This is a genomic window from Allobosea sp. 05T438, assembly GCF_056396025.1.
Window position 1 is genome coordinate 216,904 of record NZ_JBFTKQ010000007.1, and the last position, 24,623, is coordinate 241,526.

Here is a 24,623-nt window from a genome sequence, read left to right on the forward strand (position 1 = left end):
GAGCGATGAGCATCGCGGAACCAACTGATCTCGCCGAGACGCATCCCGGCCAGGGGACGCCGCTGATCGCGATGCGCGACATCTCGATCGCCTTCGGTGGCATCAAGGCGGTCGATGGAGCCAGCGTCGACCTGATGCCGGGCGAGGTCGTCGGCCTGCTCGGCCATAACGGAGCCGGCAAATCGACGCTGATCAAGATCCTGTCGGGCGCCTACCGCGCCGACGCCGGCACAATCCACGTGAATGGCGAGGAGGCCGCAATAGCGAGCCCGCGCGACGCCAAGCGTCACGGTATCGAGACAATCTACCAGACGCTCGCGCTCGCCGATAATGTCGACGCCGCCGCAAACATCTTCCTCGGCCGCGAACTCCTGACCGGCTGGGGCACGCTCGACGACGCGACGATGGAGTCGGAAACCCGCAAGGTGATGGGCCGGCTCAATCCGCATTTCCGCCGCTTCAAGGAGCCGGTGAGGGCGCTGTCGGGCGGCCAGCGCCAATCGGTCGCGATCGCCCGCGCCATCTATTTCAACGCGCGCGTGCTGATCATGGATGAGCCCACGGCCGCCCTCGGCCCAGCCGAGACGAAGCAGGTCGCCGAGCTGATCCTGCAGCTCAAGAAGCAGGGGATCGGCATCTTCCTGATCAGCCATGACTTGCACGATGTCTTCGACCTCGCCGACCGCGTCACGGTAATGAAGAACGGCAAGGTGGTCGGCACGGCGCGCACCGCCGACGTCACCCAGGACGAGGTGCTGGGCATGATCATCTCGGGCAAATGCCCGCCGGCCGCTGTGGCCGGCCCCGGCGCGCTGCGTAGCTAGACCGCACCGGAGCCTTCTGGAGCGGCAGGAGCGCAAGGCTCCTCAGGCCGTCGCATGCGGCTCGTGCCGATAATCCCAGACCGCCCAGGCCGAGATCGCCGCAGTCAGCAGGCCGACGACCATATGAGGCCAGAAGGCGCGGAGGTTACCGGTAAAGCCGAGCACCCAGGGAGAGGCTACCAGCCAGAGCCCGAGCGCGAGATTCAGCCATTCCTCCCATTCGGCGAACGCCGAAAGCGCGGCGACCGCAATCACGGCGAGAGCCATGCCGACGATCCAGGCATTGCGCGTCGGCAGGAAGTCGCCGACGAAGCCCATGAACCATGGTGAGAAGAAAAGCAGCCCGGCCAGAATCAGATTACACCAGTCCTGTGGTCGCCTGGCGTTCGTATTCACGGTCAACATGATCACCTCCATCGGTGACGATCATCCAACCACTACGCCTCGCACACGAGGCGCTTGGCTGTTTTTATTATATGCTCAGGGTAGCAATAGTTCAAGAACAGAATAAGAACGACCGGCAACCGGTCCAACCGGCTGCCGGCCAGAATAATGTGAGCCGCACGGCCGCGCCCCACCCAGCCGGCGGTGCGGGCGATCTCACTTCGCGTCGAGCAGTTCCTTCACAGAGAGCAGGACGAGTTCGTTGTCATCCGCCTTCTTGGGATCACGCGAGGAGGAGAACGGCAGATTGTTGTCGTTGCCGACGACGATGATGCCCTTGGCGCGATCGACGACATCGACGTTCTCGATGGTGAAGAAGGGGAAGGGCAGCACGCCGTCGATGGCGCCCTGTTTCGCCTTCTTGTCGGGGTCGGCGATCTTCATCAGGTCGATGAAGCCGATCTTGCGCACGGGCTTGCCGACATTGGCGTCGGTCATCTCGATCTTCACGATGCGCTTGAACCTGGCGAGGTCGTGGAAGCAGTCCGGGCCCTTCTGGCTGGCGGCGCAGGCCTTGTCGGCCGTGCCTTCGCCGTTGTCGCGCTCGATGATCAGCGCTGTCGTGGCGTCGATCATGTTGAAGTCGCCGATGGCGAGGCCCTTCTGCTCCAGCGGGAAGAACCAGGAGCGGCCGGTCCACTTCTCGTTGGCGACATCGAACTCGAGGATGCGCAGCACTTCCTTGCCGTCGACCTCTTCATTGCCCTTGGTCTCGGCGTTCCAGAGCGGCCCCTCCAGCAGCGGATAGAGGAAGCGGCCGTCGGGAGACTGCGCCATGCCCTCATAGCCCTTGGAGCGGCGGACATTGAATTCGACGGACTGGTTCGGTGCGCCGGGCGTCGTCACGGCGTAATGGTCGGGCGAGCGGGCCGGCTTGCCATCGACCGTGGTCTCGAACACCGCCTCGACCTTGCCGTTGGCATCGACGCGGATGAGGTAGGGCCCGAACTCCTCACCGATCCAGTACTTGCCGCCGATCGCCTGGATCGATTCCGGGTCGAAGTCGGCGCCGGTCAGATAGCGCTTCTCCGTGCCTTCATGGACGATGCGGAACGGCACCTTCTTGTCGGGGTCGTGCAGGAAGGTGGTCGAGAGACGCTCGATCGCGCCCTTGTCGAAATCGGCCTTGAGACGATGGAAGAACAGCATCGCGTCGGGCGAGTTCACCTTGGTGCCGAAGCCATTATCGGTCAGCACGAGGAACTCGCCGTTGCCGAGCGAACGGATGCCGGAGAAACCCTGGACCGGCTGGCCGGCGAAGGGGGTGGAAAGGCCGGTCGGGCGGCCGCCCGAGGTGCCCACCACCGTGCCGACGGCTTCGACGCGCTTGCCCGGCGTGACGAACTTGCCGGACACCTTGAGATCGGCCGGCGCATCGGCGGGCGCCGGAATGATCGTGTTTGCCGGCAGCAGGGCTTGGCCGACGAGCTTGGACGGAAATTCCTTCTGGGCGTCCTGGGCCCCGGCGAGCATGGTCGAGGACAGAAGCAGGGCAATGGCGAGCGACGAGCGCATGAAATCCTCCGGACTGGAAAAGACCAGTCCGCTTCGCGCGCCGGGATTGCGACCCAACGACAGCGCTGCGACCGTTCGGTGACGGTCGCAGCGCAGGCGCTCAGTATCCTCTGGCCGGATCGACCAAGTGCTGCAGAGGCTCGCCGGCTTCCAGCCGCCTGATCTGCGCCGTGATCAGCGAAGCGATCGCTTCCGGCTCCGACATCGCCGCGTTATGCGGCGTGATCGTCACGCCCGGATGGCTCCAGAGCGGCGAGGCGGTCGGCAGCGGCTCGGTCTCGAAGACATCGAGCGTCGCGCCCTTCAATGTCCCCGCGTCGAGTGCCGCCAGGATATCCTCTTCGACCTGCAACCCACCGCGCCCGGCATTGATGACGAACGGACCGCCGAGGCGACCATTCTGGGCCAGGGCAGCGATCAGCGCGGCATTGATGATGCCGCGCGTCTCCGGCGTGAGCGGCACGAGGCAGACGAGGATGTCCGTCCGCGCGAGGAAGTCCTTCATGCCCTCTTCGCCCGAGAAGGTGCGCAGCCCCTCGATGTGCTTCGGCGAGCGGCTCCAGCCGGCGACGTCGAAGCCGATGACCTTGAGCTTGGCCACCGCATCCAATCCGAGTTCGCCGAGCCCCATGATGCCGACACGAACCGAGCGGGCCGCCGGCTGGTTACGGTCATCCTCCCAGAGCTTCTCGCGCTGCTGGCTGATGTAGCGGTGCTGCTGGCGCAGATACATCAGGCAGTGCAGCACGACGTACTCGCTCATCCGCGTGGTCAGATCGGGATCGACGACGCGGGCGATCGGCACGGCCGGCAGCTTGTCGTCGGCGAAGAGAAAGTCCACGCCGGCGCCAAGCGAGAAGATCGCGGCGAGATTGGGCAGGCCTGTCAGGCTGCCGGCCGGGTGCTTCCAGCTCGCGACATAGTGGACCGCGCGGCGGTCGAAGGGCTCGCCGAGAACCACGATAGGCATCTCAGGCAGCATCGCCTGAAACCGGGCACGCCAATCCTCGACATGCCAGCCCGTCATGGCCAGAAGCAAACTCATGCCGACACCCTCTCCGTGATCCGTTCGGCGACCAGCGGGCCGCGCGCCGCACCCTCGCCGATCCGATAAGCCTTGCGCAAGCGCGTACTCGCCGCAGCGAAGTGCGCCTCGTCGCGGGCGTGAACGATCCCGATCGGACGCTCCGGGCCAACCGCTTCACCGATGCCAGCCAGTTCGACGATGCCAACGGCATGGTCGATCGGATCCTGTGGGCGGACGCGACCGCCACCGAGCGCGACGACCGCAAGCCCGACCGCGCGCGTGTCGACCGCGACGACAGACCCAGCGGTCTCCGCGAAGACCGGCTTCACGATCGGCGCGGCGGCGAGGTGCTTTGCCGGCTTTTCCAGTAAATCCGCCGGTCCTCCAAGCGCCACCACCATCCGGGCGAAGCGCTCGGCCGCCGCGCCCGAGGCGAAAGCACTCTCGATCTTCGCGCGCGCCGCCTCAAGATCGGCGGCAAGCCCGCCGAGCAGCAGCATCTCGGCGCCCAGCGCGACCGTGACCTCGTGGAAGCGCTCCTCGCGGCGGCGGCCGGTCAGATGGTCGAGCGCATAGGCGACCTCGAGCGCGTTGCCGGCGACCGAGGCAAGCGGCTCGTCCATGTCGGTCAGCAGCGCGTGCGTCGGCAGGCCGGAATCGTTGGCGACGCTGACCAGGGCCTGGGCCAGAGCCTGGGCCTTGGCATAATCGGGCAGGAAGGCGCCGGAGCCGAACTTCACGTCCATGGCGAGGCCATGGAGGCCGGCAGCGAGCTTCTTCGACAGGATCGAGGAGACCAGCAGCGGAATGGTTTCCACCGTCGCCGTCACGTCGCGGATGGCATAAAGCCGCTTGTCGGCCGGAGCGAGATCCGCGGTCTGGCCGATGATGGCGCAGCCGGTCTCGCGCACGACCTTGCGGAACAGGTTGATGCCCGGCTGGGTGACATAGCCCGGCACCGCATCCAGCTTGTCGAGCGTGCCACCGGTGTGGCCGAGGCCGCGCCCGGAGATCATCGGGACATACCCGCCGCAGGCTGCGACCGCAGCCGCGAGCGGCAGGCTGACCGTGTCGCCGACGCCGCCGGTCGAGTGCTTGTCGAGGGCCGGACCGGGCAGATCGTCCCAGCGCAGCACGGTGCCGGAATCGCGCATGGCGAGGGTGAGTGCGACGCGCTCCTTCTCGTTCATGCCGTTGAAATAGACCGCCATGGCGAAGGCCGCCGCCTGTCCTTCGGTTACCGAGCCGTCAGTCAATCCTGCGATGATCTGGCGGATATCGGCATCGGGCAATTCGGCCCCGTCGCGCTTGGCGGCGATGATTTCCTGGGTCAGGCGCATTCAGTAGCTCCCGGACAGCTGCGCCCCGGGCGCAGCGCCGCCGATCTCTTCGACGAGAGCGGCATAGAGGCCGCTCGCGCCGAAACGGAAAGTCGCGGGCGTCGCCCAGTCCGGCCCCATCATCGCATCGGCGAGAGCAAGGTAGCTCTTCGCGTCGGCCAATGTGCGGATGCCGCCGGAGGGCTTGAGCCCGACCGGGCGCGCCGTCATGCCGATCACGCCCAGCATGGCGCGCGCCGCCGGGATGCTGGCCGAGCGCGCGGTCTTGCCCGTCGAGGTCTTGATGAAATCGGCGCCGGCGGCAATGGCGAGCTCTGAAGCGACCCGGACCTTGTCGAGATCGGGGTATTCGCCGGTTTCGAGGATGACCTTCAGCAGCTTGTCGCCGCAACCCATCTTGACGTTGCGGACCATGGCGCCCGCTGCGGTGAGCTGCCCGGCCAGGACGGCACGCCAGGGCAGGACGAGGTCGATCTCGTCGGCGCCGGCCTCGAGCGCCTCCTCCGTCTCGCGGACCGCCGGCGCAATCGGGGTGTCGCCATCCGGAAAATTCACGACCGTCGCGATGCGTACGGGGCTGTCGCCGAGCGCTTCGCGCGCCACAGCGACGAAGCGCGGCCAGAGACAGACCGCCGCAACCGGCACAGGGCCGGAGACGGCGCGCCGGCACAGGTCGCGCGCGCCGTCGGCGGTCGCGTCATCGGCGAGATCGGTCAGATCGAGCAGTGCGAGCACGCGCCTGGCGATATCCGCATCCGACATGGCTCAGAGCTCCGAGAGGAAGGCGCGCAGCAGGCGCCGCAGGGCGGACGACGCAATGGCAGCGACATCGCGCGTCTCGGTGTGGTGCGGCGCGCCGCCATGGAGGCCGGCGCCCATATTGGTGACGACCGATAGCCCGGCGACGCGGATGTCATGGCGCCGCGCCAGGATGACTTCCGGCACCGTCGACATGCCGACGAGATCGGCGCCGAGCGTCTTCGCCATGCGAATCTCGGCCGGCGTCTCGAAGCTCGGGCCGGAGAACCACATATAGACGCCCTCGCCCAGCGGAACCGCCACCTTCTGCGCAGCCCGCTTCAGCCGGCCGCGCAGATGCGGGTCATAGGCATCGACCATCGGCACGAACCGGCCATCGCCCTGGTCGCCGACCAGCGGGTTAGGTCCATTGAGATTGATATGGTCGGTGATGATGGCGAGGCTGCCCGGCCGCATGGCGGGGGACAGCGATCCGGCCGCGTTGGTCAGGATCAGCGGTGGCGAGCCGAAGGCCGTGAGAACACCGAGCGGGACGCGCATGACGGCCGGGTCGCCGCCTTCGTAATAATGGGCGCGGCCCTGGTAGATCAGGATCTTGCGGCCATGCAGCGTGCCGTAGCAGAGCTGGCGGGCATGGCCGGAAACCTCGCCGCGCGGAAAGCCGGGCAGCTCCGCATAGGGAATGCGCACCGCATCCTGCACATCCTCGGCGATGGAGCCGAGGCCGGTGCCGAGCACAAGCGCGCAATCGATCGTGTCGATGCCGCGCTCGGCCAATACGGATGCCGCCTCGTCGAAGACCGGATCGGCCGCCATTAGTTCCTCTCCCCGGCCGCCGCAGCAGCAGTCGCAAATCACCGCGGCAAATTGGCCGGTCCGAAGGAGGCTGGCAACAGCTCCGCCAGGGTGAAACGCGCGCGGATGCCTTCAGGTCCCGCGATCGCTACCGGCGTCTCGGGCGCCGCGAATTCGCGAATGCGCTGGCGGCAGGCGCCGCAGGGCGTGACGAGTTCCGGGCCTTCGCCGAAGACGAGGATCGCGCGGATCGCTTTCCCGCCCCCGGCGACCATCGCGGAGATGGCGCCTGCCTCTGCGCAGGTACCGACCGGATAGGCCGCGTTCTCGACATTGCAGCCGACATGGACGACGCCGTCGTCGGAGAACAGCGCCGCGCCCACCCTGAAGCGCGAATAAGGCGCATGGGCGCGCGGCTGGATCGCTGCTGCCGCGGCGAAGAGAGCATCGAAATCGGGCAGGGCGGGCAATTCAGCGTTCCTTGACATAGGGCAGGCCTGAGGCCTTGGGCGGCGTCGCCCTGCCGATAAATCCCGCCAGCAGGACGATGGTCATCAGATAGGGCAAGGCCTGGATCGCTTCCACCGGAACGAGGCCGATCCCCGGCAGGCTGACCCCCTGGAGACGGATCGCGACCGCATCGAGCAGGCCGAAGAGCAGACAGGCGCCGAGCGCGGGCCAGGGCCGCCAATTGGCGAAGATGACAGCCGCAAGCGCGATGAAGCCACGCCCGGCCGTCATATGCGGCAGGAAGCCGGCCGATTGCGCGGCGGCGAGATAGGTGCCGCCGATGCCGCAGAGCACGCCGCAGATCGCGACCGCGCCGTAGCGCAGGCCGGCGACCGAGATGCCGGCGGTATCGACCGCCGCCGGGTTCTCGCCGACGGCGCGGATGCGCAGGCCGAAGCGCGTCCGGCCGAGCACAAAGGCGGTAACGGCCACGCAGATGAAGGCGAGATAGGCCGGCGCGGCATGGCCCGAGATGACCTCGTCATAGAACAGGCCGAGAATCGGAACATGCTCGCGCGCCCAGGGAGCGAAGGGCAAGGTGAGCTCGCCGAAGCGCGCAGCGCCTTCCAGCGAGGGCGTGCGCCCGCCCTGCCCGTACCAGGCATTGCCGAGGACGACGGTGAGCCCCGCCGCCAGCATGTTGACGGCGACGCCGGAAACGATCTGGTTGCCGCGCCAGGTGATGGCAGCGAAGCCGTGGACCAGCGCGAGTGCGAGCGCGGCGAGAATGCCAGCACCCAAACCCGCCCAGGCCGAGCCAGTGACGAAGGCCGCGACCGCAGAGGCGAAGGCCGCGATCAGCATCTTGCCCTCAAGGCCGATATCGACGACGCCGGCCCGCTCCGACCAGAGGCCAGCCATCGCGGCGCAGATCAGCGGGACCGACAACCGGATCGTCGAATCGAGCACGACGGCGAGCGTCTGAAGCCAATCCATCAGGCGGTCCCCCCGCCGATGCGCAGGACGCCCGCAACCAGGCGTCGGAAGAGCCCGTCGAGCGCTCCTGCGAAGAGGATGAGGACGCCGCCGATCACGACAACCATGTCGCGGGTGATGGTCGGCTTGTCGAAGGAGAGCTCGGCCCCGCCCTGGTAGAGGACGCCGAAAAGCAGGGCCGCAAGCGCGACACCCAGGGGATGGCCGCGCCCCATCAGCGCCACCGCGATGCCGACAAAGCCGTATCCGGCGGTGAAGTCGAGCACCAGCCGATGCTGCACGCCGAGCGCCTCATTGACCGCGAGACCGCCGGCGAGCGCGCCGGATATCGCCATCGCGATCATGGTGACCGCAGCCGGCGAAATGCCTGCATAGGCGGCGGCGCGCGGATTGGCGCCGACGGTGCGGATCGCATAGCCGAGCCGAGAGCGATAGATCAGCAGCCAGACGGCGACCAGTGCCATCAGGGCCAGCAGGAAGGCGCTGTTGAGCGGGGTCGAGGGCAAGTTCAACCCGAGTGGGGCGAGGAGCTGGTGCATCGGCGTCAGCACCGCCTGCGCCGGGAAATCCGGCGTCTCCGGCTGCATCGAACCGGGCTTCCCGATCACTTCGCGCAGGAGGTAGACGATCAGCGTCGCCGCGACGAAGTTCAGCATGATCGTGGTGATGACGATATGGCTGCCGCGCTTCGCCTGCAGCCAGCCGGGGATGAAGGCCCAGAGCGCGCCACCCGCCGCCGCCGCCAGGATCGCGATGGGAACGGCGAGGACGCCCGGCGCCCAGGACAGGCCGAGGCAGGCGATCGCCATCGCGATGCCGGCCGCGGTCGCCTGGCCCTCGCCACCGATATTGAACAGCCCGGCATGGAAGGCGACCGCCACGGCAAGCCCCGTGAAGATGAAATTCGTCGTGTAGTACAGCGTGAAGCCGATGCCCTCGGCGCTGCCGAGCGCACCGCGCAGCAGGAGCGCGGTCGCTTCCAGCGGGTTCTCGCCGATGCCGATGACCACGAGGCCGGCGACGAGCAAGGCCGCCGCGACCGAGACGAGCGGCACCAGCGCGATGTCGGCCCAACGCGGCAGGTCGACCGGGGCCGCGTTCATCCGGCCAGCGTCACGTTGCCGGCGGTGTCGAGCGGGAAGAAGGGGTTGTGGGCGAGTTCCCAGAGATGGCCGTCCGGATCGGCGACATAGCTGGAATAGCCGCCCCAGAACACCTTCTGAGGCTTCTTCACGGCTGTCGCCCCCGCCGCAACCATCTCCGCGAACAGCGCATCGACCTCCGCCTCGCTGCGCAGGTTGTGCGCAAGGGTGATGCCGGCGAAGCCGGCCGCCCCGTCGGGCACCTGCGCGTCCTTCGCCAGTTCGGTCCGCGGAAACAGCGACAGGCCGATGCCGTTCAGCTGGAAAAAGGCGACACTGCCCTGCCGTGGCTCGATCTCGTTCCACCCCAGCGCAGCATAGAAGCGCCGCGACCGTTCGAGGTCGGCGACGCCGAGCGTCACCAATGTCAGCCTCTGTTCCATCATGCGGCCTCCTCTACGCCAGCCATGAGCAGGCCCAGCTCGCGCTCATCCGCGCCAGACCCAGCTCGTTCGCCGGTAATCCGGCCGCCGCACATGGCAATGATTCGGTCGGAGAGCGCCATCACCTCCTCGAGCTCGACAGAAACCAGCAGGATCGCGACGCCGGCATCGCGCAATTCGACCAGCCGGCGATGGATGAACTCGATCGCGCCGATGTCGACGCCGCGTGTCGGCTGGCCGACGAGCAGGACCTTTGGGTGCCGCTCGATCTCGCGGGCGAGCACGATCTTCTGCTGGTTGCCGCCGGAGAACTTCGCGGTCTTCAGCGCCGGATCGGGCGGGCGCACGTCATAGGCCGCAAAGGCCTCGCGCGCATGGGCCTCGATCCGCGTGGGCGACAGGAGCGGGCCGGCGCCGAAGGCGGGATCGTGCTGATAGCCGAGGATCGCGTTCTCGGCGGCCGAGAAGGTGGTGACGAGGCCGCTGCGGTGGCGATCCTCCGGGATATGCATCAGCCCGAGCTGGCGCAGCCGTGCCGGGTGGCGATCGGCGCCCGACAGAATCTCGCCGCCGAGGCGGATGACGCCGCGCGTCGGCTGGATCAACCCGGCGAGCACTTCGAGGAGTTCGCTCTGGCCGTTGCCGGCGACGCCGGCGATGCCGACGATCTCGCCGGCATGGAGGGTCAAGCCGACATCCCGCAAGGTTTCGGCCCCGCGCGCATCGCGACAGGACAGACCGGCCGCCTCCAGCACGGGCGCGCCGCGCTCGCGCGGCGGCTTCTCGACCCGCAGCAGCACGCGCCGGCCGACCATTGCCTCGGCGAGCGCCGGCGGCGAGGTCTCGGCCGTGGCGACATGGGCTACCATCTCGCCACGGCGCATCACCGAGACCTTGTCGGTGACATCCATGATCTCGCGCAGCTTGTGGGTGATCAGGATCACCGTCTTGCCCTGCGTCTTCAGCGCCCTGAGCAGGGCGAAGAGCTGATCGGCTTCGGCAGGCGTCAGCACCGCGGTCGGCTCGTCGAGGATCAGGATCTCCGCGCCGCGATAGAGCGCCTTCAGGATCTCGACGCGCTGCTGCAGGCCAACCGAGAGCTCGCCGACGATCGCATCGGGATCGATGGCGAGGCCATAGTCCTGAGAAAGCCTGGCCAGCGCCGCCCGCGCCTTCGCCAGACCGCCCTTAAGGAAGGCCCCGCCTTCGGCACCGAGCACCACATTCTCGACCACGCTCAGCGTCTCGACCAGCATGAAGTGCTGGTGGACCATGCCGATCCCCGCCGCGATCGCATCCGCCGAGGAACGGATGCGGCGCGGCGTGCCGCCGATCCTGATTTCGCCGTCATCGGCCTCGTAGAAGCCGTAGAGAATCGACATCAGCGTCGATTTGCCGGCGCCGTTCTCGCCGACGATGCCGTGGATCGAGCCGGCGGCGACCGTCAGCGAGACGTCCTTGTTGGCCGCGACGGTGCCGAAGCGCTTGGAGATGCCGACGAGCTGGATGGCCGCCGGCGAGGGCGCGCCTTTGGCTGATGCTGCACTCAAGGGAGCGTCTTGCTCCTCACATCGTACATTTMTGGTCGGACATGTAGTCGTGCACCTTGACGGTGCCGGCGATGATGTCGGCCTTGGCCTTGTCGGCCGCGGCCTTCATCTCAGGCGTGATCAGCCCCTTGTTGGCGTCGTCCAGCGCCCAGTCGATGCCGTCCTCCTTGAGGCCGAGAACCGAGATGCCCGGCTTCCAGGAGCCGTCCTGCGCGGCCTTGAAGGAATTGTAGGCCGCGACGTCGACGCGCTTGAGCATCGAGGTCAGCACCTTGCCGGGGTGGAGGGCATTCTGGTTCGAATCGACGCCGATACCGAGCTTGCCGGCATCGGCCACCGCCCGCAGCACGCCGATCCCGGTGCCGCCGGCGGCGTGGTAGACCACGTCGGCGCCGCGATCGATCTGGGACTTGGCTAGCTCGCCGCCCTTGACCGGATCGGCCCAGGCGGCCGGCGTGGAGCCGGTCATGTTCTGGAAAATCTCGGCATCGGCCTTGCCCGCCTTGACGCCCTGGACATAGCCACAAGCGAATTTGCGGATCAGCGGGATATCCATGCCGCCGACGAAACCGACCTTGCCTGTCTTCGAAGCCATCGCGGCTAGCAGGCCGACCAGATAGGAGCCCTCATGCTCCTTGAAGACGACCGACTGCACGTTCGGCAGGTCGACGACCATGTCGATGATGGTGAATTTCAGGTTCGGGAACTCGGCCGCAACCTTCTGCAGCGCGGTCGCCTGCGAGAAGCCGACCGCGATGATCGGCGAATGGCCGTCGCGGGCGAAGCGGCGCAGGGCCTGCTCGATCTGGGCATCGTTCGCCGGCTCGAAATCGCGGAAATCGACGCCGGTCTCCTTCTTGAACCTGTCGGCGCCGATGAAGACGCCTTCGTTGAAGGATTTGTCGAATTTGCCGCCCTTGTCATAGACCACGGCCGGCTTGATCGCCTGCTGCGCCAGCGCCGCCACAGCCGAAAGCGCAACGCCGGCCAGTGCCGCCGCAAAAGAACCCAGACGCATGAACCGATCCCCTGTTATGGCCGGGCGCCGTGGTCCGGCCCTCGATGCCGACACGATGGCATGGCTCGTCGGCGCGGCCAAGCCGCCCAAAGCTCATGCCCGGCCGATGCCGCAATCGCCATGCCGATTGCCGAAGAACGGCCATCGTCTTACGCTGTTGCCATGATGATGGGCGACGACGAGATCGAGCGCTATGCGCGCCATATCGTGCTGCCGGAGATCGGCGGCCCAGGGCAGCAGAAGCTGAAAAACGCGCGCGTGCTCGTCGTTGGCGCGGGCGGGCTCGGCGCGCCGCTGATCCAGTATCTCGCCGCAGCTGGCGTCGGGAAGATCGGCATCGTTGACGACGACATCGTCTCGCTCTCGAACCTGCAGCGCCAGACCATCTTCACCACTGAGGATGTCGGCGCCCACAAGGCCGTCGCCGCAGCTCGCTTCGTGCGCAACCTCAACCCGCATGTCGTGGTCGAGGAGCATGTCACCCGCATCGACCCGCACAATGCCCGGGCCTTGATCGCCTTCTACGACGTGGTGGCCGAGGGGTCCGACAATTTTGCGACGCGCTATGCCGTCTCCGACGCCTGCTTCCACGAGCACAGGCCGGTCGTCATGGGGGCGCTGGGGCGCTTCGACGGCTCGCTGACCACGATCCGTGCTCACGAAGCCGGCCCGGACGGCCGGCCGAATCCGACCTGGCGCTGCCTCTTCCCGGAGGCTCCGCCGCCCGGTTCGATCCCGACCTGTGCGGAAGCCGGCGTGCTCGGCGCGCTGCCCGGCATCATCGGCTCGCTGATGGCGCTGGAGGTGATCCGCGCCGTGACCAGCTTCGGCGAGCCACTGGTCGGCAAGCTGCTGCTGCTCGACGCGCTGACAATGCGGTTCGAGACGCTGCGCTATGGCTGGGACGAGATGAACCCGCTGAGCGGCGGCAGCGTCGCGGCTTAGTTTCGCCCACCCCTCCGAGCCCTCACCTGAGGAACCATTCCCTGGGGAATGGCGTCTCGAAGGGTGCTTCAGGAAGCTCCCGAGCAAGTTGGATCATCCTTCGAGACGCAGCCTGCGGCTGCCCTCAGGATGAGGGCTTACACAACCAGAAGCCAGCTATAGTGCTCAGCGCTTCGACTCGATCACGTCCCAGAGCTGCGCCGCCAGGTCCGGCCCGCCGAGCTTCTTGATGGCACGCACGCCGGTCGGCGCGGTGACGTTGATCTCGGTGAGCTTGCCGTGGATGACGTCGATGCCGACGAGCAAAAGGCCGCGTTCGCGCAGCGCCGGGCCGATCGCCTCGCAGATCTCGAGCTCCTTCTTCGACAGGTCGGTCGGCCGGGCAGCGCCGCCGCGCACCATGTTGGCGCGCAGGTCGCCCACCGCCGGGACGCGGTTGACCGCGCCCGCCGCCTTGCCGTCGATCAGGATGATGCGCTTGTCGCCCTCGGTGATCTCCTTGATGAAGGCCTGCACGACCCAGGGTTCGCGGAAGAGGTTGCTGAACAGATCGAAGAGCGAGCCGAAATTCGGATCGGTCCTGCTGGTCTTGAAAACAGTCGCGCCGCCATGGCCGTAGAGCGGCTTCATGACGATCTCGCCGTGCTCGTCGCGGAAGGCCTCGATCTCGGCCTTGTCGCGGGTGATCAGCGTCGGCGGCATCAGCTCCGGGAAATGGGTGACGAAGATCTTCTCGGGCGCGTTGCGGACTTCGGCCGGGTTATTGACCACCAGCGTCTTCGGATGGATGCGCTCCAGCATATGCGTCGTGGTGACATAGGCCATGTCGAATGGCGGGTCCTGCCGCAGCAGGACGACATCGAGCGTCGAGAGATCGATCTTCTCCTCGGCTCCCGCCGTGAAATGATCGCCCTCCGCATCCCGCACCGTGACCGGGCGCATCGGCGCCGTGACCTTGCCGTCGCGCATCGAGAGCTTGTCGGGCGTGTAGGTGTAGAGCGTATGGCCGCGCGCCTGCGCTTCCAGCATCAGGGAGAAGCCGGTGTCCCCGGCGATCCGGATGCGCTCGATCGGGTCCATCTGGATGGCGACGGAGAGAGTCATGGCAGGCCTTCCTGTTGCGGCCGGTTCTTATCGGGCCGCGGGCGGGGTTCCTGCAAGTGGGTCGCGTCGATCACGTCGCATTCTGACGGAATCGTCAGAATGCTGAAAACGTGATCGATTCCAGAATCTTAGAGCGTAGCTGCAGGAAAAACGGGTACCCACTTTTTTGCGCAATGCACTTGCGTCACAGGACGAGCGCAAAGGCAGCCGGCACATGGCACGGCCGGCGCCAGGGCGCCAGAAACACAGCGTCGGCACGCAGATGGTGATCGTTCGCCCAGGGATTGCGCGCGAGCCAGTGCCGGATGCGGCGCTCGACGAGGCGGCGCTTTTCCGGCGTCACCGCGGTCAGCGCATCATCGAGCCGGCCACGCGCCTTGACCTCGACGAAGGCGACGGTGAGGCCGCGCTTCATCACCAGGTCGATCTCGCCACCCTTGCCGCCGAAGCGCCGTTCCAGCAGCCGGTAGCCCTTCGCCGTCAGCCAGAGGATGGCGAACCATTCTGCACGGCGGCCGGTGAGGCCGGAGCGCCTGGCCTTGCGGCTGCGCTTGCCGGGATCGACCGCCGCTCCGCTCACGGATCGTCGCGGGTGAGTTCAAGGGCGCGCGCGTAGACTTTCCGGCGCGGCTGGCCGGTCTCGGCCGCGACCTGCGCGACGGCCTCCTTCAGCGAGACCTTCGCCAGTGCGGCACGCAACCGCTCGTCGATCACATCGCCGGCCGGCAGCAACTCGACGGCGCCGGGCGGGCCGATGATGACGACGATCTCGCCACGCGGCTCCTCTTCGCTCTCGTAATGCGCGGCGAGTTCCGGCAGGGCGCCGCGCCGCACCGTCTCATGGTACTTGGTGAGCTCTCGCGCCACCGCGCCGGGCCGCGCACCAAGCACCGCTGCTGCGTCGGCCAGCATCTCGGCGAGGCGGCGCGGCGATTCGAAGAAGACCAGCGTTCCCGGAATCGCGGCGATTTCGGTCAGGCGGGACTTTCTTGCCGCGGATTTGGGCGGAAGAAACCCCTCGAAGAAGAAGCGGTCGGTCGGCAGACCCGCCAGCACCAGCGCCGCCAAAACGGCCGAAGGACCTGGAATGCCTGTGACCGGCAGCCCTTCCGCCACCAGCTCGGCGACGAGCTTGTAGCCGGGATCGGAGACCAGCGGCGTGCCGGCGTCCGAGATCAGGGCAAGCTTGCCCCCCTCGCGCAGTTTCGCGAGAATCTTCGGCCGCATCTGCGCCGCATTGTGCTCGTGATAGGGCAGCAGCGGCGTCGAGATACCATAATGCGCGAGCAGCGTCTTCGACGTGCGGGTATCCTCGGCCAGGATCACATCGGCCGCGGCGAGCGTCGCCAGCGCCCGGAACGAGATGTCGCGCAGGTTGCCGATCGGAGTCGCGACGATGTGAAGCCCCGGCGCCAGCCGCTCGGCCTCGGCGCGCAGTCCGAAGGCGGTGTAGCTGGGAGGGCGGGCAGCGGCATCATTCGACATCGCGCCACGCTGCCACAGCGGCAGCCGCCACGCCATGGCACAGCGTCGCGCTGTGTGTGCAACTCATAGTTAACAACTTGAAAATAGGATTCCGCACTGGCACGTGTCCGGTGGGGGCAATTTTTCCGCTGGAACTCATCGCCGGGCGAGCGCCTGCCTGCCTGGTCACGACTGGAGATCGCCCGTGTTGCATCATCGGTACGTCGCGCCGGTCCTGCGGTTGAAGGCACGGGCTCTCGCGGTTCTTCTGCCGCTTGCGCTGGCCGCCTGCGGCGGCGGCACCTCAGGCCTGCCGGGCTTCGATTCGGGCTCGCCCGCGCCGGGTACGGCGCCAACCGGGCAGACCATCGGCAACGGCAAGGTCAAGGTCGGCCTCGTGCTGCCGCTGACGGCGGAGGGGCAGGGCGCGATCGTCGGCAACTCGCTGAAGAACGCCGCCGAAATGGCGCTGGCCGAGTTTCCGAACGCGGACCTCACTCTCCTGGTGAAGGACGACCGCGGCACGCCGGAAGGCGCCCGCGCGGCGACGCAGGAAGCGCTTTCGGAAGGTGCGGAACTGATCATCGGCCCGCTCTTTGCGCCTTCGGTGCAGGCGGCGGCGCAGGTCGCGCGCGGTGCCAATCGCCCGATCATCGCCTTCTCCAGCGACACCAGCGTCGCCTCGCGCGGTGTCTATCTGCTCTCCTTCCCGCCCGAGAACGACGTCAACCGCGTCATCGCCTATGCCAGCCAGCAGGGCCGGAAATCCTTCGCCGCCCTCCTTCCCGACACCGCCTATGGCAAGGTCGTCGAGGCGGCCTTCCAGCAGGCCGTTGCCAGCCGAGGCGGCCGTGTCGCCGCGATCGAGCATTTCGGCGCCGATCCGGCCGCGATGCGCAGTGCGGTCCAGCGGCTGATGCCCTCGCTGCAGCAGGCGGATGCGCTGTTCGTGCCCGCCGCCGCCGACACCATGCCGACGCTCGGCCAGCTCCTGCAGGAAGCCGGCTACAATCCGGCGAAGGTGAAGCCGCTCGGCACCGGCGTCTGGAATGATGCCGGCGTGGCGCGCGTACCGGCGGTCCAGGGCGGCTGGTTCGCCTCGCCCGACACCGCCGGTTTCAACGCCTTCGCCGGGCGCTATCAGCAACGCTTCAACAGCGCGCCGACCCGCACCGCGACGCTCGCCTATGACGCCGTTTCGCTGTCCGCTGCACTGGCCCGCACACAGGGATCGCAGCGCTTCTCGGAGAGCGTCCTGACCAATGCTTCCGGCTTCGCCGGCGCCGACGGCGTCTTCCGCTTCCGGACGGATGGACAGGTGGAACGGGGGCTTGCCGTGCTGGAGTTGCGCAACGGCCAGATCGTCACGATCAACGCCGCCCCGCGCGATCTCGGACCGCGCTCGCAGTAGGCGGACCTGCAAGCCGCCGTCATTCTCGGGGCGAAGTGGAGCGCAGACCCGAGAATCGCTGGCAGGACGAAACGCGGAGCCTCTCTCGGCAAGAGATGCTCGGGTCGAGCCCGAGCATGACGGCGGCGAGCGATCAGCTCAGCGGCGCATATTTCACGACGCAGCCATAGGCCTTGGTGCTTGCTTCCGTGACCGGCCTTCCGGCCTTCAGCTCCGCAATCGCCTGGCGGACATAGCTCTTCGCGCCATTGAGGCTTGAGGCTGCGGAGGACGGCTTGTCGTCGATCGCGCCCATATAGGCGAGCCTGCCCTTGGGATCGATGACGTACATGTGCGGCGTGGTCTGCGCGCCATAGGCCCGCGCCACCTGGCTCTTGGGATCGAGCAGGATGCCGGCCGGCGCGGCGTCACGCTGGACCGTCAGCTCCTTGGCCTTGGCTCCGTCGACATAGCCCTGCTCGCCCGGCGGCGAGGAAATGACCGAGAGCCAGACGATGCCTTCCTTCGCCATGTCCTTCTGCAGCGTCTGCATCGTGGCGCTGTTGTAGTGCTTCCGCACATAGGGGCATTCGTGGTTGGTCCATTCGAGGATCACGGTCTTGCCCGCGAAATCGGCGAGATTGCGGGTCTTGCCGTCGGCATCGACGGCCTGGAAGGCGGGGGCCGGCGCGCCAATCCTGGCCGCTCCCTGAGCGAAGGCGACCGCCGGAACGGCGAGGCCGGCGAGAGCCAGGCCGGCGATGAAAGTCTGTCTGGTGAGGCCTTTCATGTCTGTCTCCCTTTCTGAACGTCGGAACCTTACGGCGTTGCCGCCGCGGTCTTCGCATCCCGGCCTGCCGCGCGTTGGGCGGCCGCGATCACGGCATCGGGAGTCAGCAGCTGCGGCAGGATCTCGGCCTGCCCGTCCTTGCGGCCCGGATAGAACAGGTAGAGCGGCACGCCGGCGCGGCCCTGCTCGGCCAGCGCCTGGGCGATGCGCTGATCGCGATTCGTCCAGTCCGCCTTGAGATAGGTCACGCCGAGCCTGGCGAAGGCGTCCTTCACCTCCTGCCGGGACAGCGCGACGCGCTCATTGGCGAGGCAGGTGATGCACCAGGCCGCGGTGAAGTTGACGAAGACCGGCTTCCCTTCAGCCTGCAGCGCCGCGACGCGCTCGGGCGACCAGGCCTGGACATCGCCAGCCCGCGCCTCGGTGTTGGCGCCCGGCACGGCGTTCTCGACCGTGAACCAGCCAGCGCCGAGCGCAACCAGCACGGCCAGCACCGTCCCGAAGGCGCGGCGCGGCAGGGAGCCGCGGGTGACGCCGACGAGCCAGACGACGAAGCCCGCCGCGAGCACAGCGACCAGTGCCGCCAGCACGCCTTGCGGGCCAGTCTGCACCGAAGCGACCCAGATCAGCCAGATCGCGGTCGCGAACATCGGGAATGCGAAGGCCTGCTTCAGCACCAGCATCCAGCGGCCGGGCTTCGGCAGCAGCCGCAGCAGGCCGGGTGCGAAGGAGAGCGCCACGATCGGCAGCGCGAAGCCGAGCGCCAGCGCCAGGAAGACGGAGAGAGCGACCGCCGGCGGCTGCGCCACCGCATAACCCATCGCCGCCCCCATGAAGGGCGCCGTGCAGGGCGTCGCCACGACGACGGCAAGGACGCCGGTCATGAAGGCACCGAAGCGGCCGCCCCGGCTGGCGAGACCATCGCCCACGCCGGTGATCGAAGCACCGATCTCGAAGGCGCCGAGCAGATTCAGGCCGATCAGCACCATCACCACCGCCAGCGCGATGACGAGCGGTGGGGACTGGAGCTGGAAGCCCCAGCCGACGCTGTTGCCGAGTGCGCCGAGCCCGATCACTGCGCCGGCCAGCACCGTGAAAGCGATGAGCACGCCGCAGAGGAAGAGCAGGCCCTGTTGGCGCACGGCGCTGCGATGGGCATGAGCGAGCTGTGCGAAGCCGAGCGCCTTGATGAAGAGCACCGGCAGCACGCAGGGCATCAGGTTGAGGATCAGCCCGCCGGCGAACGCCAGCGCCAGAGCCGCCCAGATCGTCAGATCGGCGCCCTCGACCGGGACCGGAATCCGCACAATGGCGGGCCGAGCCTCCGACGTGGCTGTCCCTGCCGCCGTCAAGAGCGCGGGGTCGGCATCGGCAGCGAGCGTCACGGCCCTGCCCTCGCCGTTCTCGCGGAAGGTCAGGACGCCGGAAACCTCGGGCTCCTGCAGCTTGAAGGCGCTGGAGCGGACCAGCGTCAGCACCGGCTTCTCGCCTGTGGCAAGCGGCTGGTCGGCCGCATGCTCGATCAGCACATCCAGAACCGGAAAGAAGCGCAGATCGCTCGCGCCCGCCGGCAGCCCCGGCAACTCCAGAGCGAGCTTGTCACCCTCGCCGCGGAGCCTGCCCCGGAACGACGCCGGCTTCGGCAGGGCTGCCAGCGCCGCATCGATGCGCGCCTGCGCCGCTTCATCGGCGACGCCAGCCGGACCAACCGGCAGATCGAGCGTGAACGAACCTTCCTCCGGAATGCAGATCTTCTCGCAGACCAGCCAGGTGGCATCGGCCTTCAGCGTAAAGTTGTCGCCGGGCCTGGCATCGGCCGGCACGGTGATCTCGACCGGCAGCAGCACGGTTCCTTCGAAGCCGAAATTGACGAGCGGTTCGACCCGGATCGCCTTCGGTGCGGGCCATTGGATGTCTCCGGCCGTCGCACCGGCGGGCAGGCGCCATTGGATCCGCGTCGCTTCGCCGGAATCGCCGGGGTTCAGCCAATAGGTATGCCAGTGCGGGGCGAGTTTCTGAACCAGCGCGACCTTGAAGCGCTCGCCCGGCATCACCGTGTCACGGCTCGACAGCAGCGTGGCGGTGACGCGCGGCGACGTCACCGGAGCGGATTCGACCGCCAGGGCCAGGCTGGGCGCCAGCAGTCCCAGCGCCAGCACCGCCTTGCCCAGGAAACCTCCACCGAAAATACGCCGCATGATCTCGTCGCTGTCCTCGAATACCCGGACCTCATGCCTCAATCCGGTCTCGCATACCAATGACAAGGCGGTGAGGCCGACCCTGCCGAATTCTCCGTCATCTGTTTGCGGCAGGCAGCGTGCCATGATGTCGCCTCGGCTCGCGCCTTAGCTCCAGCGCCCGAATCGTGGACCAAGAAGACCATGACCAGCCACCCCGCTCTCGCTCCTTCCCACGTGGCCGTCATCACAGGCGGCGCATCCGGGATAGGCTTCGCTGCCGCCCGCGCCTTCGCGGATCGCGGCATGAGGATCGTGATCGCAGACAGGGACACCGAAGCGCTGAAGGCGGCCGGCCAGGTTCTGGCGACGCTGATCGGCGACGACAATGTGCTTGCGGTCCCGACCGATGTCTCGCGCCGGGACGAGATCGCCCATCTGCACGAGGCGGTCATAGGCCGTTTCGGCAAAGTCCATGTCCTCATGAACAATGCCGGCACGCAGCCGGGCAGCGCGATCTTCGGGCCGCAGGACAATTGGGAGCGCACGCTCGCCGTCAACCTCGGCGGCATCGTCGCCGGTACGCAGCTTTTCGGGCCCGAGATGATCTCCCATGGCGAGCCGGCACTGATCATCAACACCGGATCGAAGCAGGGCATCACCACCCCGCCGGGCGATCCGGCCTACAATGTCTCCAAGGCCGGCGTGAAGGCCTTCACCGAGGCGCTGCAGCACGAGCTACGCAACACCAAGGGTTGCAGGGTCAGCGCCCATCTGCTGATCCCCGGCTTCGTCTTCACACCGCTGACCGCGCGCGGACGCGTCGAGAAGCCGGATGGCGCCTGGACGCCGGAGCAGACCGTGGACTTCATGCTGGAGCGGCTCGCAGCCGGGGATTTCTACATCCTCTGTCCCGATGGCGAGACGACCCGCGCGCTCGACGAAAAGCGCATGGCCTGGGCGATGGGCGACATCATCGAAAACCGCCCGCCGCTCTCCCGCTGGCACAAGGATTACGGGGAGACGTTCAGGGCGTTTCTCGGCAAGGATTGAAGAACTGCGCCGTCACCCCGGGCGCAGCAAAGCGAAGCCCCGGGATGACCGCTCAGATCGCACCGATCGCTAGATTGCGGCTCCGTCCATGACGATGTCGGCACCGAGCCCCTGGCGGACGGCCCGCACGATCTCAGCCTCGGCTGCGGCACCGCGCCGGCGGGGGCGGGCCGCGTCGATGCGGTGCTCGGCGATGATCTGGCCGGGCGCGCCCGACAGGATGACCACCCGGTCGGCGAGATAGGCGGCTTCGTCGATGTCATGGGTGACGAAGAGCACGGTCTTGCCGGTGCGCTGCCAGACGCGGATCAGCTCATCCTGCAGGGTTTCGCGGGTGAGGGCATCGAGAGCCGAGAAGGGCTCGTCCATCAGCAGGATCTCGGGTTCGACCGCGAGCGCACGCGCCAGCGAGACGCGCTGGCGCTGCCCGCCCGAAAGCTGATGCGGCCAGCGTTGCGCGAGCGCGCCCAGGCCGACGAGATCGAGCGTCTCGCCCGCCTTTGCCAGGCGCTCGGCCCGCGAGACCCGCCCTTCCAGGCCGAAGCCGACATTGGACACGACCTTGCGCCAGGGCAGCAGCCGCGAATCCTGGAAGACGAGAGCGACCGGCCTGCGCGTCGTATCCCTGGCATTGATGACGACCTCGCCGCCGCTCGGCTTCGCGAGCCCGGCAATGACGCGCAGCAGCGTCGACTTGCCGACGCCGGAAGGGCCGACGATGGCGAGGAATTCGCCGCGCCCGACGCTGAGGTCGAGCTTGCGCAGCACCTCGGTCTGTTCGCCGTCGCGGGTGAAGGTCAGCGACAGCCCCTTGATCTCGATCACGCTTTCCAACGCAGCACCCATTTCTGGAAGGCGACGAAGCCGGTGTCGAGCAGGCCGTAGAGCGCCGCCATGGTCAGCATGTAGACGACGACGATATCGGTCGCGAGGAGGCTCGACGCCTGCATCATGCGCTGGCCGACACCCGCGACACCGAAGATCTCGGCCGCGACCACCGCCATCCAGGCCTGGCCAAGCGCCGTGCGGAAGCCGACGAGGATGCCCGGCATCGCCGCCGGCAGCAGGATCTTGGACAGGCGCGCCCAAGGCGAGCGAAAACCGAAGGCATCGGCAACCTCGACAAGATCACGGTCGACGCCGCGGATCGCGCCCTGCGCCGCGAAGAAGGCGATCCAGAACACGCCGATCGCGATGATGAAGACGGCAGCGCCGGGCGTCACGCCGAACCAGATGATCGCGAAGGGCACCCAGGCGAGGCCGGGTATCGGCCTGAGAACGCGCACGACCCAGGCCGTCGCCTCCTCGGCGATACCAGACATGCCGACGAGGATGCCGGCAGCGACGCCGAGGCCGGCACCGACGAAGAGGCCGACGAAGTAGTGCCAGAGCGAACCGAGTATGGCCGAGAGCCAGGCACCGGAGGCGACCTCCCGCATGAACGCCTTCGGCAGCGCGCTCGGCGGCGGCAGGAAGGCCGGATTTACCAGCCCGAAGTAAGGCACCGCCTCCCAAAGCAGCAGGAAGGCGACGAGACCCAGAAGCGCGAGGGCCGGAGCCCGTAGACTACTCACAATGTCAGCCGCCCGCCTTTACCGCGCGCTCGTAATACCGCGTCTCGAACAGGCCGTCGAAGGGCAGTTCCTTCTCCAGCGAGCCGAGCTTGACCTGATAGGCCTGCATGGCGCGGGCAGGCTCGATGATCTTGCGCGGATCGATCTCGAACTGGCTTGCCGGCGAGACCAGAGCCTTCTGGATCAGCTCGGGGTCGACGATGCCCTTGCCGAGAGCCGCACCGACATGGGGCGCAGCCTTGGCGGGGTTCGCCTTGATCAGGGCCGCAGCCTTGACCAGCCCGTTGACGAGGGTCTGCACGGCTTCGGGGTTCTTGGTGGCGAAGGCGCCGGAAACGGCGACGACCGTGCCGGGCTGGCCGGGGAAGACTTCCTCGCCGCCGGCGATCAGCTTGATCTGCGGGTTGCGGCTCTGGATGATCGTCAGGGCCGGCTCGCGGACGCTGCCGCCGTCGACGGCGCCGGCGAGAATCGCCTGCTGCGTCGCATCGATGCCCATCGGCACGATCTCGACATCGGCCTTGTCGACCTTCGCGACCTCCCAGAGCCAATACTGCAGCGTGGTGTTGGGCACGGAACCGGCCGGCTGGGTCGCGAGGCGGGCAGCCTTGCCGTTGGCCGCGCGGAAGGCCTTGAAGGCGGCTGCGGCGCTGGTGCCGGCGGTGAAGAATTTCGTCAGCGAGGGCGCGCTGACGACCACGTTCTCGCCGATCGCCGTCGAGGCGACCACGCGGATGTCGACACCGCGCGAGCGGGCAACGGCCAGAGGGGCGACGCCGGCGACATAGACGTCGATCGTGCCGGAGGCGAGCGCCTGGATCATGTTCGGACCGGACTCGAACACGGTCAGAGCCACGTCAAGGCCACCCTGCTTCAGCCAGCCCTCGCCCGACGCGACGAAGAACGGCGCCGTGCCGACGATCGGGATATAGCCGACGCGCGCCGTGACGCTCTGCGCCCGGGCCGCACCGGCGAACGGCAGGGTGGCAGCTAGGCTCGCTCCCGCGATGAGAAACTGGCGGCGGTCCATCGTGCAAATCCTTCTCGCAGCGCGGGCAGATCGAGCCTCGATCAAGCCCCATTGACAGATTGAGAAAAGGATTTTCTATCTGAATGCAATAGATCGACCTTAAGAAGATAAACCATCTTTATATGGACGATTTGATAGTTTAAATTTCTTCCAAGAGCGAGTTTGAGAGAATGGACGCCATCGACCGGAAAATTCTCACTGTCCTGCAGGCCGACGCGAATATTTCGATCGCCGAACTGGCCGATCGCGTCGGGCTGTCGCAGACGCCGTGCTGGAAACGCATCCAGAAGCTGGAACAGGCAGGGGTGATCCTGAAGCGCGTCGCGCTGGTGGCGCCGGAGAAGATCGGGCTCGGACTCACCGTCTTCGTCCAGATCGAAACCGCTGATCATTCCGGCCCCTGGCTGGAGAAATTCGCGCAGATGGTCGCGGCGATGCCGGAGGTGATGGAGTTCTACCGGATGGCTGGCGATGTCGACTACATGCTGCGCGTCGTCGTCGCCGACATGGCCGCCTATGACGCCTTCTACAAGAAGCTGATCGAGACGATCCCGCTCAAGAACGTGACCTCGCGCTTCGCCATGGAGCGGATCAAGGCGACGACGGCCTACAAGGTGCCGGAGCTGCCACGCGATTGACCGCGGAACAGGCCGGCGCCTCGCTCGGAAAGCCAGCCCTCGTCCCAAGGAGGCCCGAAGGGCCGTCTCGAAGGAGACGATCCAGCTGGCTCCGGAGCCTCGTGCCGCGCCCTTCGAGACGCAAGCTGGCGCCTGCTCCTCACGATGAGGGCTGCGGCGGACCGGAGCGCATGACAGGCCAACATCCCGGATGCTAGGAAGCGGTCAGTCCGACG

Annotated in this window: 25 protein-coding genes; 5 read left to right on the forward strand and 20 right to left on the reverse strand. The window is 67.4% G+C overall.

Annotated features, from left to right (window positions below; genetic code table 11):
- Nucleotides 1-5 precede the first annotated feature (5 nt).
- Complete coding sequence (locus AC1DIN_RS16620) at nucleotides 6-824, forward strand: ATP-binding cassette domain-containing protein (protein ID WP_476810579.1); 819 nt, start codon at nucleotides 6-8, stop codon at nucleotides 822-824.
- A 42-nt stretch (nucleotides 825-866) separates the two neighbouring features.
- On the opposite strand, the gene AC1DIN_RS16625 is transcribed toward AC1DIN_RS16620, so the two are convergent.
- From AC1DIN_RS16625 to AC1DIN_RS16680, 12 genes are all read right to left on the reverse strand, one after another.
- A complete protein-coding gene (locus tag AC1DIN_RS16625; RefSeq protein WP_441471154.1) occupies nucleotides 867-1,229 on the reverse strand; it encodes an SPW repeat protein in 363 nt (120 codons plus the stop codon).
- 195 nt (nucleotides 1,230-1,424) lie between these two features.
- Nucleotides 1,425-2,783: an esterase-like activity of phytase family protein gene (locus AC1DIN_RS16630; RefSeq protein ID WP_476810580.1), complete on the reverse strand. Its 1,359-nt coding sequence runs from the start codon at nucleotides 2,781-2,783 to the stop codon at nucleotides 1,425-1,427.
- Between the two features lie 100 nt (nucleotides 2,784-2,883).
- Nucleotides 2,884-3,828 carry a 2-hydroxyacid dehydrogenase gene (locus AC1DIN_RS16635; protein ID WP_476810581.1) on the reverse strand — a complete coding sequence of 315 codons (945 nt, stop codon included), beginning with the start codon at nucleotides 3,826-3,828 and terminating at the stop codon, nucleotides 2,884-2,886.
- A complete protein-coding gene (deoA, locus tag AC1DIN_RS16640; RefSeq protein WP_476810582.1) occupies nucleotides 3,825-5,150 on the reverse strand; it encodes a thymidine phosphorylase in 1,326 nt (441 codons plus the stop codon). Before deoA ends, AC1DIN_RS16635 begins: the two co-directional genes overlap by 4 nt.
- Nucleotides 5,151-5,912, reverse strand: coding sequence for a deoxyribose-phosphate aldolase (deoC, locus tag AC1DIN_RS16645; RefSeq protein WP_476810583.1), 762 nt, complete (start codon nucleotides 5,910-5,912; stop codon nucleotides 5,151-5,153).
- 3 nt (nucleotides 5,913-5,915) lie between these two features.
- Nucleotides 5,916-6,725 (reverse strand): purine-nucleoside phosphorylase, encoded by an 810-nt coding sequence (locus AC1DIN_RS16650; RefSeq protein ID WP_441471149.1) that lies wholly within the window; start codon nucleotides 6,723-6,725, stop codon nucleotides 5,916-5,918.
- Nucleotides 6,726-6,763: 38 nt separating this feature from the next.
- Nucleotides 6,764-7,174, reverse strand: coding sequence for a cytidine deaminase (locus AC1DIN_RS16655; RefSeq protein WP_476810584.1), 411 nt, complete (start codon nucleotides 7,172-7,174; stop codon nucleotides 6,764-6,766).
- A 1-nt stretch (nucleotide 7,175) separates the two neighbouring features.
- Entirely contained in the window at nucleotides 7,176-8,150 is a 975-nt protein-coding gene (locus AC1DIN_RS16660) for an ABC transporter permease (protein ID WP_476810585.1), read from the reverse strand.
- On the reverse strand, nucleotides 8,150-9,253 hold the full coding sequence (locus AC1DIN_RS16665) for an ABC transporter permease (RefSeq protein ID WP_476810586.1): 1,104 nt from the start codon (nucleotides 9,251-9,253) through the stop codon (nucleotides 8,150-8,152). The genes AC1DIN_RS16660 and AC1DIN_RS16665 overlap by 1 nt, the downstream gene beginning before the upstream one ends.
- The gene (locus tag AC1DIN_RS16670) at nucleotides 9,250-9,678 is read right to left on the reverse strand and encodes a VOC family protein (RefSeq protein WP_476810587.1); all 429 of its coding nucleotides are present in this window, start codon (nucleotides 9,676-9,678) and stop codon (nucleotides 9,250-9,252) included. Before AC1DIN_RS16670 ends, AC1DIN_RS16665 begins: the two co-directional genes overlap by 4 nt.
- Entirely contained in the window at nucleotides 9,675-11,225 is a 1,551-nt protein-coding gene (locus tag AC1DIN_RS16675) for an ABC transporter ATP-binding protein (RefSeq protein ID WP_476810588.1), read from the reverse strand. The genes AC1DIN_RS16670 and AC1DIN_RS16675 overlap by 4 nt, the downstream gene beginning before the upstream one ends.
- Nucleotides 11,226-11,241: 16 nt before the next feature.
- Complete coding sequence (locus AC1DIN_RS16680) at nucleotides 11,242-12,243, reverse strand: BMP family lipoprotein (protein WP_476810589.1); 1,002 nt, start codon at nucleotides 12,241-12,243, stop codon at nucleotides 11,242-11,244.
- A 162-nt stretch (nucleotides 12,244-12,405) separates the two neighbouring features.
- Here AC1DIN_RS16680 and AC1DIN_RS16685 point away from each other — a divergent pair, with 162 nt between their 5' ends.
- Nucleotides 12,406-13,188 carry a HesA/MoeB/ThiF family protein gene (locus AC1DIN_RS16685; protein WP_476810590.1) on the forward strand — a complete coding sequence of 261 codons (783 nt, stop codon included), beginning with the start codon at nucleotides 12,406-12,408 and terminating at the stop codon, nucleotides 13,186-13,188.
- A gap of 165 nt (nucleotides 13,189-13,353) precedes the next feature.
- Here the strand turns inward: AC1DIN_RS16685 and gshB are convergent, their stop codons facing one another.
- The 3 genes from gshB to rsmI all read right to left on the reverse strand — a co-directional run bounded on the left by gshB (nucleotide 13,354) and on the right by rsmI (nucleotide 15,777).
- Nucleotides 13,354-14,292 carry a glutathione synthase gene (gene gshB / locus AC1DIN_RS16690; RefSeq protein ID WP_441471141.1) on the reverse strand — a complete coding sequence of 313 codons (939 nt, stop codon included), beginning with the start codon at nucleotides 14,290-14,292 and terminating at the stop codon, nucleotides 13,354-13,356.
- Nucleotides 14,293-14,476: 184 nt separating this feature from the next.
- Complete coding sequence (locus tag AC1DIN_RS16695) at nucleotides 14,477-14,872, reverse strand: YraN family protein (RefSeq protein WP_476810591.1); 396 nt, start codon at nucleotides 14,870-14,872, stop codon at nucleotides 14,477-14,479.
- Nucleotides 14,869-15,777: a 16S rRNA (cytidine(1402)-2'-O)-methyltransferase gene (gene rsmI, locus AC1DIN_RS16700; protein ID WP_476810592.1), complete on the reverse strand. Its 909-nt coding sequence runs from the start codon at nucleotides 15,775-15,777 to the stop codon at nucleotides 14,869-14,871. The genes AC1DIN_RS16695 and rsmI overlap by 4 nt, the downstream gene beginning before the upstream one ends.
- Nucleotides 15,778-15,961: 184 nt before the next feature.
- Between rsmI and AC1DIN_RS16705 the strand changes: the two genes are divergently transcribed.
- Nucleotides 15,962-17,167 carry a penicillin-binding protein activator gene (locus AC1DIN_RS16705; RefSeq protein WP_476810593.1) on the forward strand — a complete coding sequence of 402 codons (1,206 nt, stop codon included), beginning with the start codon at nucleotides 15,962-15,964 and terminating at the stop codon, nucleotides 17,165-17,167.
- 133 nt (nucleotides 17,168-17,300) lie between these two features.
- On the opposite strand, the gene AC1DIN_RS16710 is transcribed toward AC1DIN_RS16705, so the two are convergent.
- Together AC1DIN_RS16710 and AC1DIN_RS16715 are read right to left on the reverse strand one after the other, a co-directional pair.
- Nucleotides 17,301-17,936, reverse strand: coding sequence for a thioredoxin family protein (locus AC1DIN_RS16710; protein WP_476810594.1), 636 nt, complete (start codon nucleotides 17,934-17,936; stop codon nucleotides 17,301-17,303).
- Nucleotides 17,937-17,965: 29 nt separating this feature from the next.
- The gene (locus AC1DIN_RS16715; protein WP_476810595.1) at nucleotides 17,966-20,134 is read right to left on the reverse strand and encodes a protein-disulfide reductase DsbD family protein; all 2,169 of its coding nucleotides are present in this window, start codon (nucleotides 20,132-20,134) and stop codon (nucleotides 17,966-17,968) included.
- 183 nt (nucleotides 20,135-20,317) lie between these two features.
- Here AC1DIN_RS16715 and AC1DIN_RS16720 point away from each other — a divergent pair, with 183 nt between their 5' ends.
- Nucleotides 20,318-21,166 (forward strand): SDR family NAD(P)-dependent oxidoreductase, encoded by an 849-nt coding sequence (locus tag AC1DIN_RS16720; RefSeq protein ID WP_476810596.1) that lies wholly within the window; start codon nucleotides 20,318-20,320, stop codon nucleotides 21,164-21,166.
- A 69-nt stretch (nucleotides 21,167-21,235) separates the two neighbouring features.
- Here the strand turns inward: AC1DIN_RS16720 and AC1DIN_RS16725 are convergent, their stop codons facing one another.
- From AC1DIN_RS16725 to AC1DIN_RS16735, 3 genes are read right to left on the reverse strand one after another with little or no spacing between them, the layout of a single operon-like run.
- On the reverse strand, nucleotides 21,236-22,012 hold the full coding sequence (locus AC1DIN_RS16725; protein ID WP_441471135.1) for an ABC transporter ATP-binding protein: 777 nt from the start codon (nucleotides 22,010-22,012) through the stop codon (nucleotides 21,236-21,238).
- The gene (locus AC1DIN_RS16730; protein WP_441471134.1) at nucleotides 21,988-22,740 is read right to left on the reverse strand and encodes an ABC transporter permease; all 753 of its coding nucleotides are present in this window, start codon (nucleotides 22,738-22,740) and stop codon (nucleotides 21,988-21,990) included. The genes AC1DIN_RS16725 and AC1DIN_RS16730 overlap by 25 nt, the downstream gene beginning before the upstream one ends.
- A 4-nt stretch (nucleotides 22,741-22,744) precedes the next feature.
- The gene (locus AC1DIN_RS16735; RefSeq protein ID WP_476810597.1) at nucleotides 22,745-23,770 is read right to left on the reverse strand and encodes an ABC transporter substrate-binding protein; all 1,026 of its coding nucleotides are present in this window, start codon (nucleotides 23,768-23,770) and stop codon (nucleotides 22,745-22,747) included.
- Nucleotides 23,771-23,940: 170 nt separating this feature from the next.
- Between AC1DIN_RS16735 and AC1DIN_RS16740 the strand changes: the two genes are divergently transcribed.
- Nucleotides 23,941-24,408, forward strand: coding sequence for an Lrp/AsnC family transcriptional regulator (locus AC1DIN_RS16740; RefSeq protein ID WP_441471132.1), 468 nt, complete (start codon nucleotides 23,941-23,943; stop codon nucleotides 24,406-24,408).
- The last annotated feature ends 215 nt before the right edge of the window (nucleotides 24,409-24,623 follow it).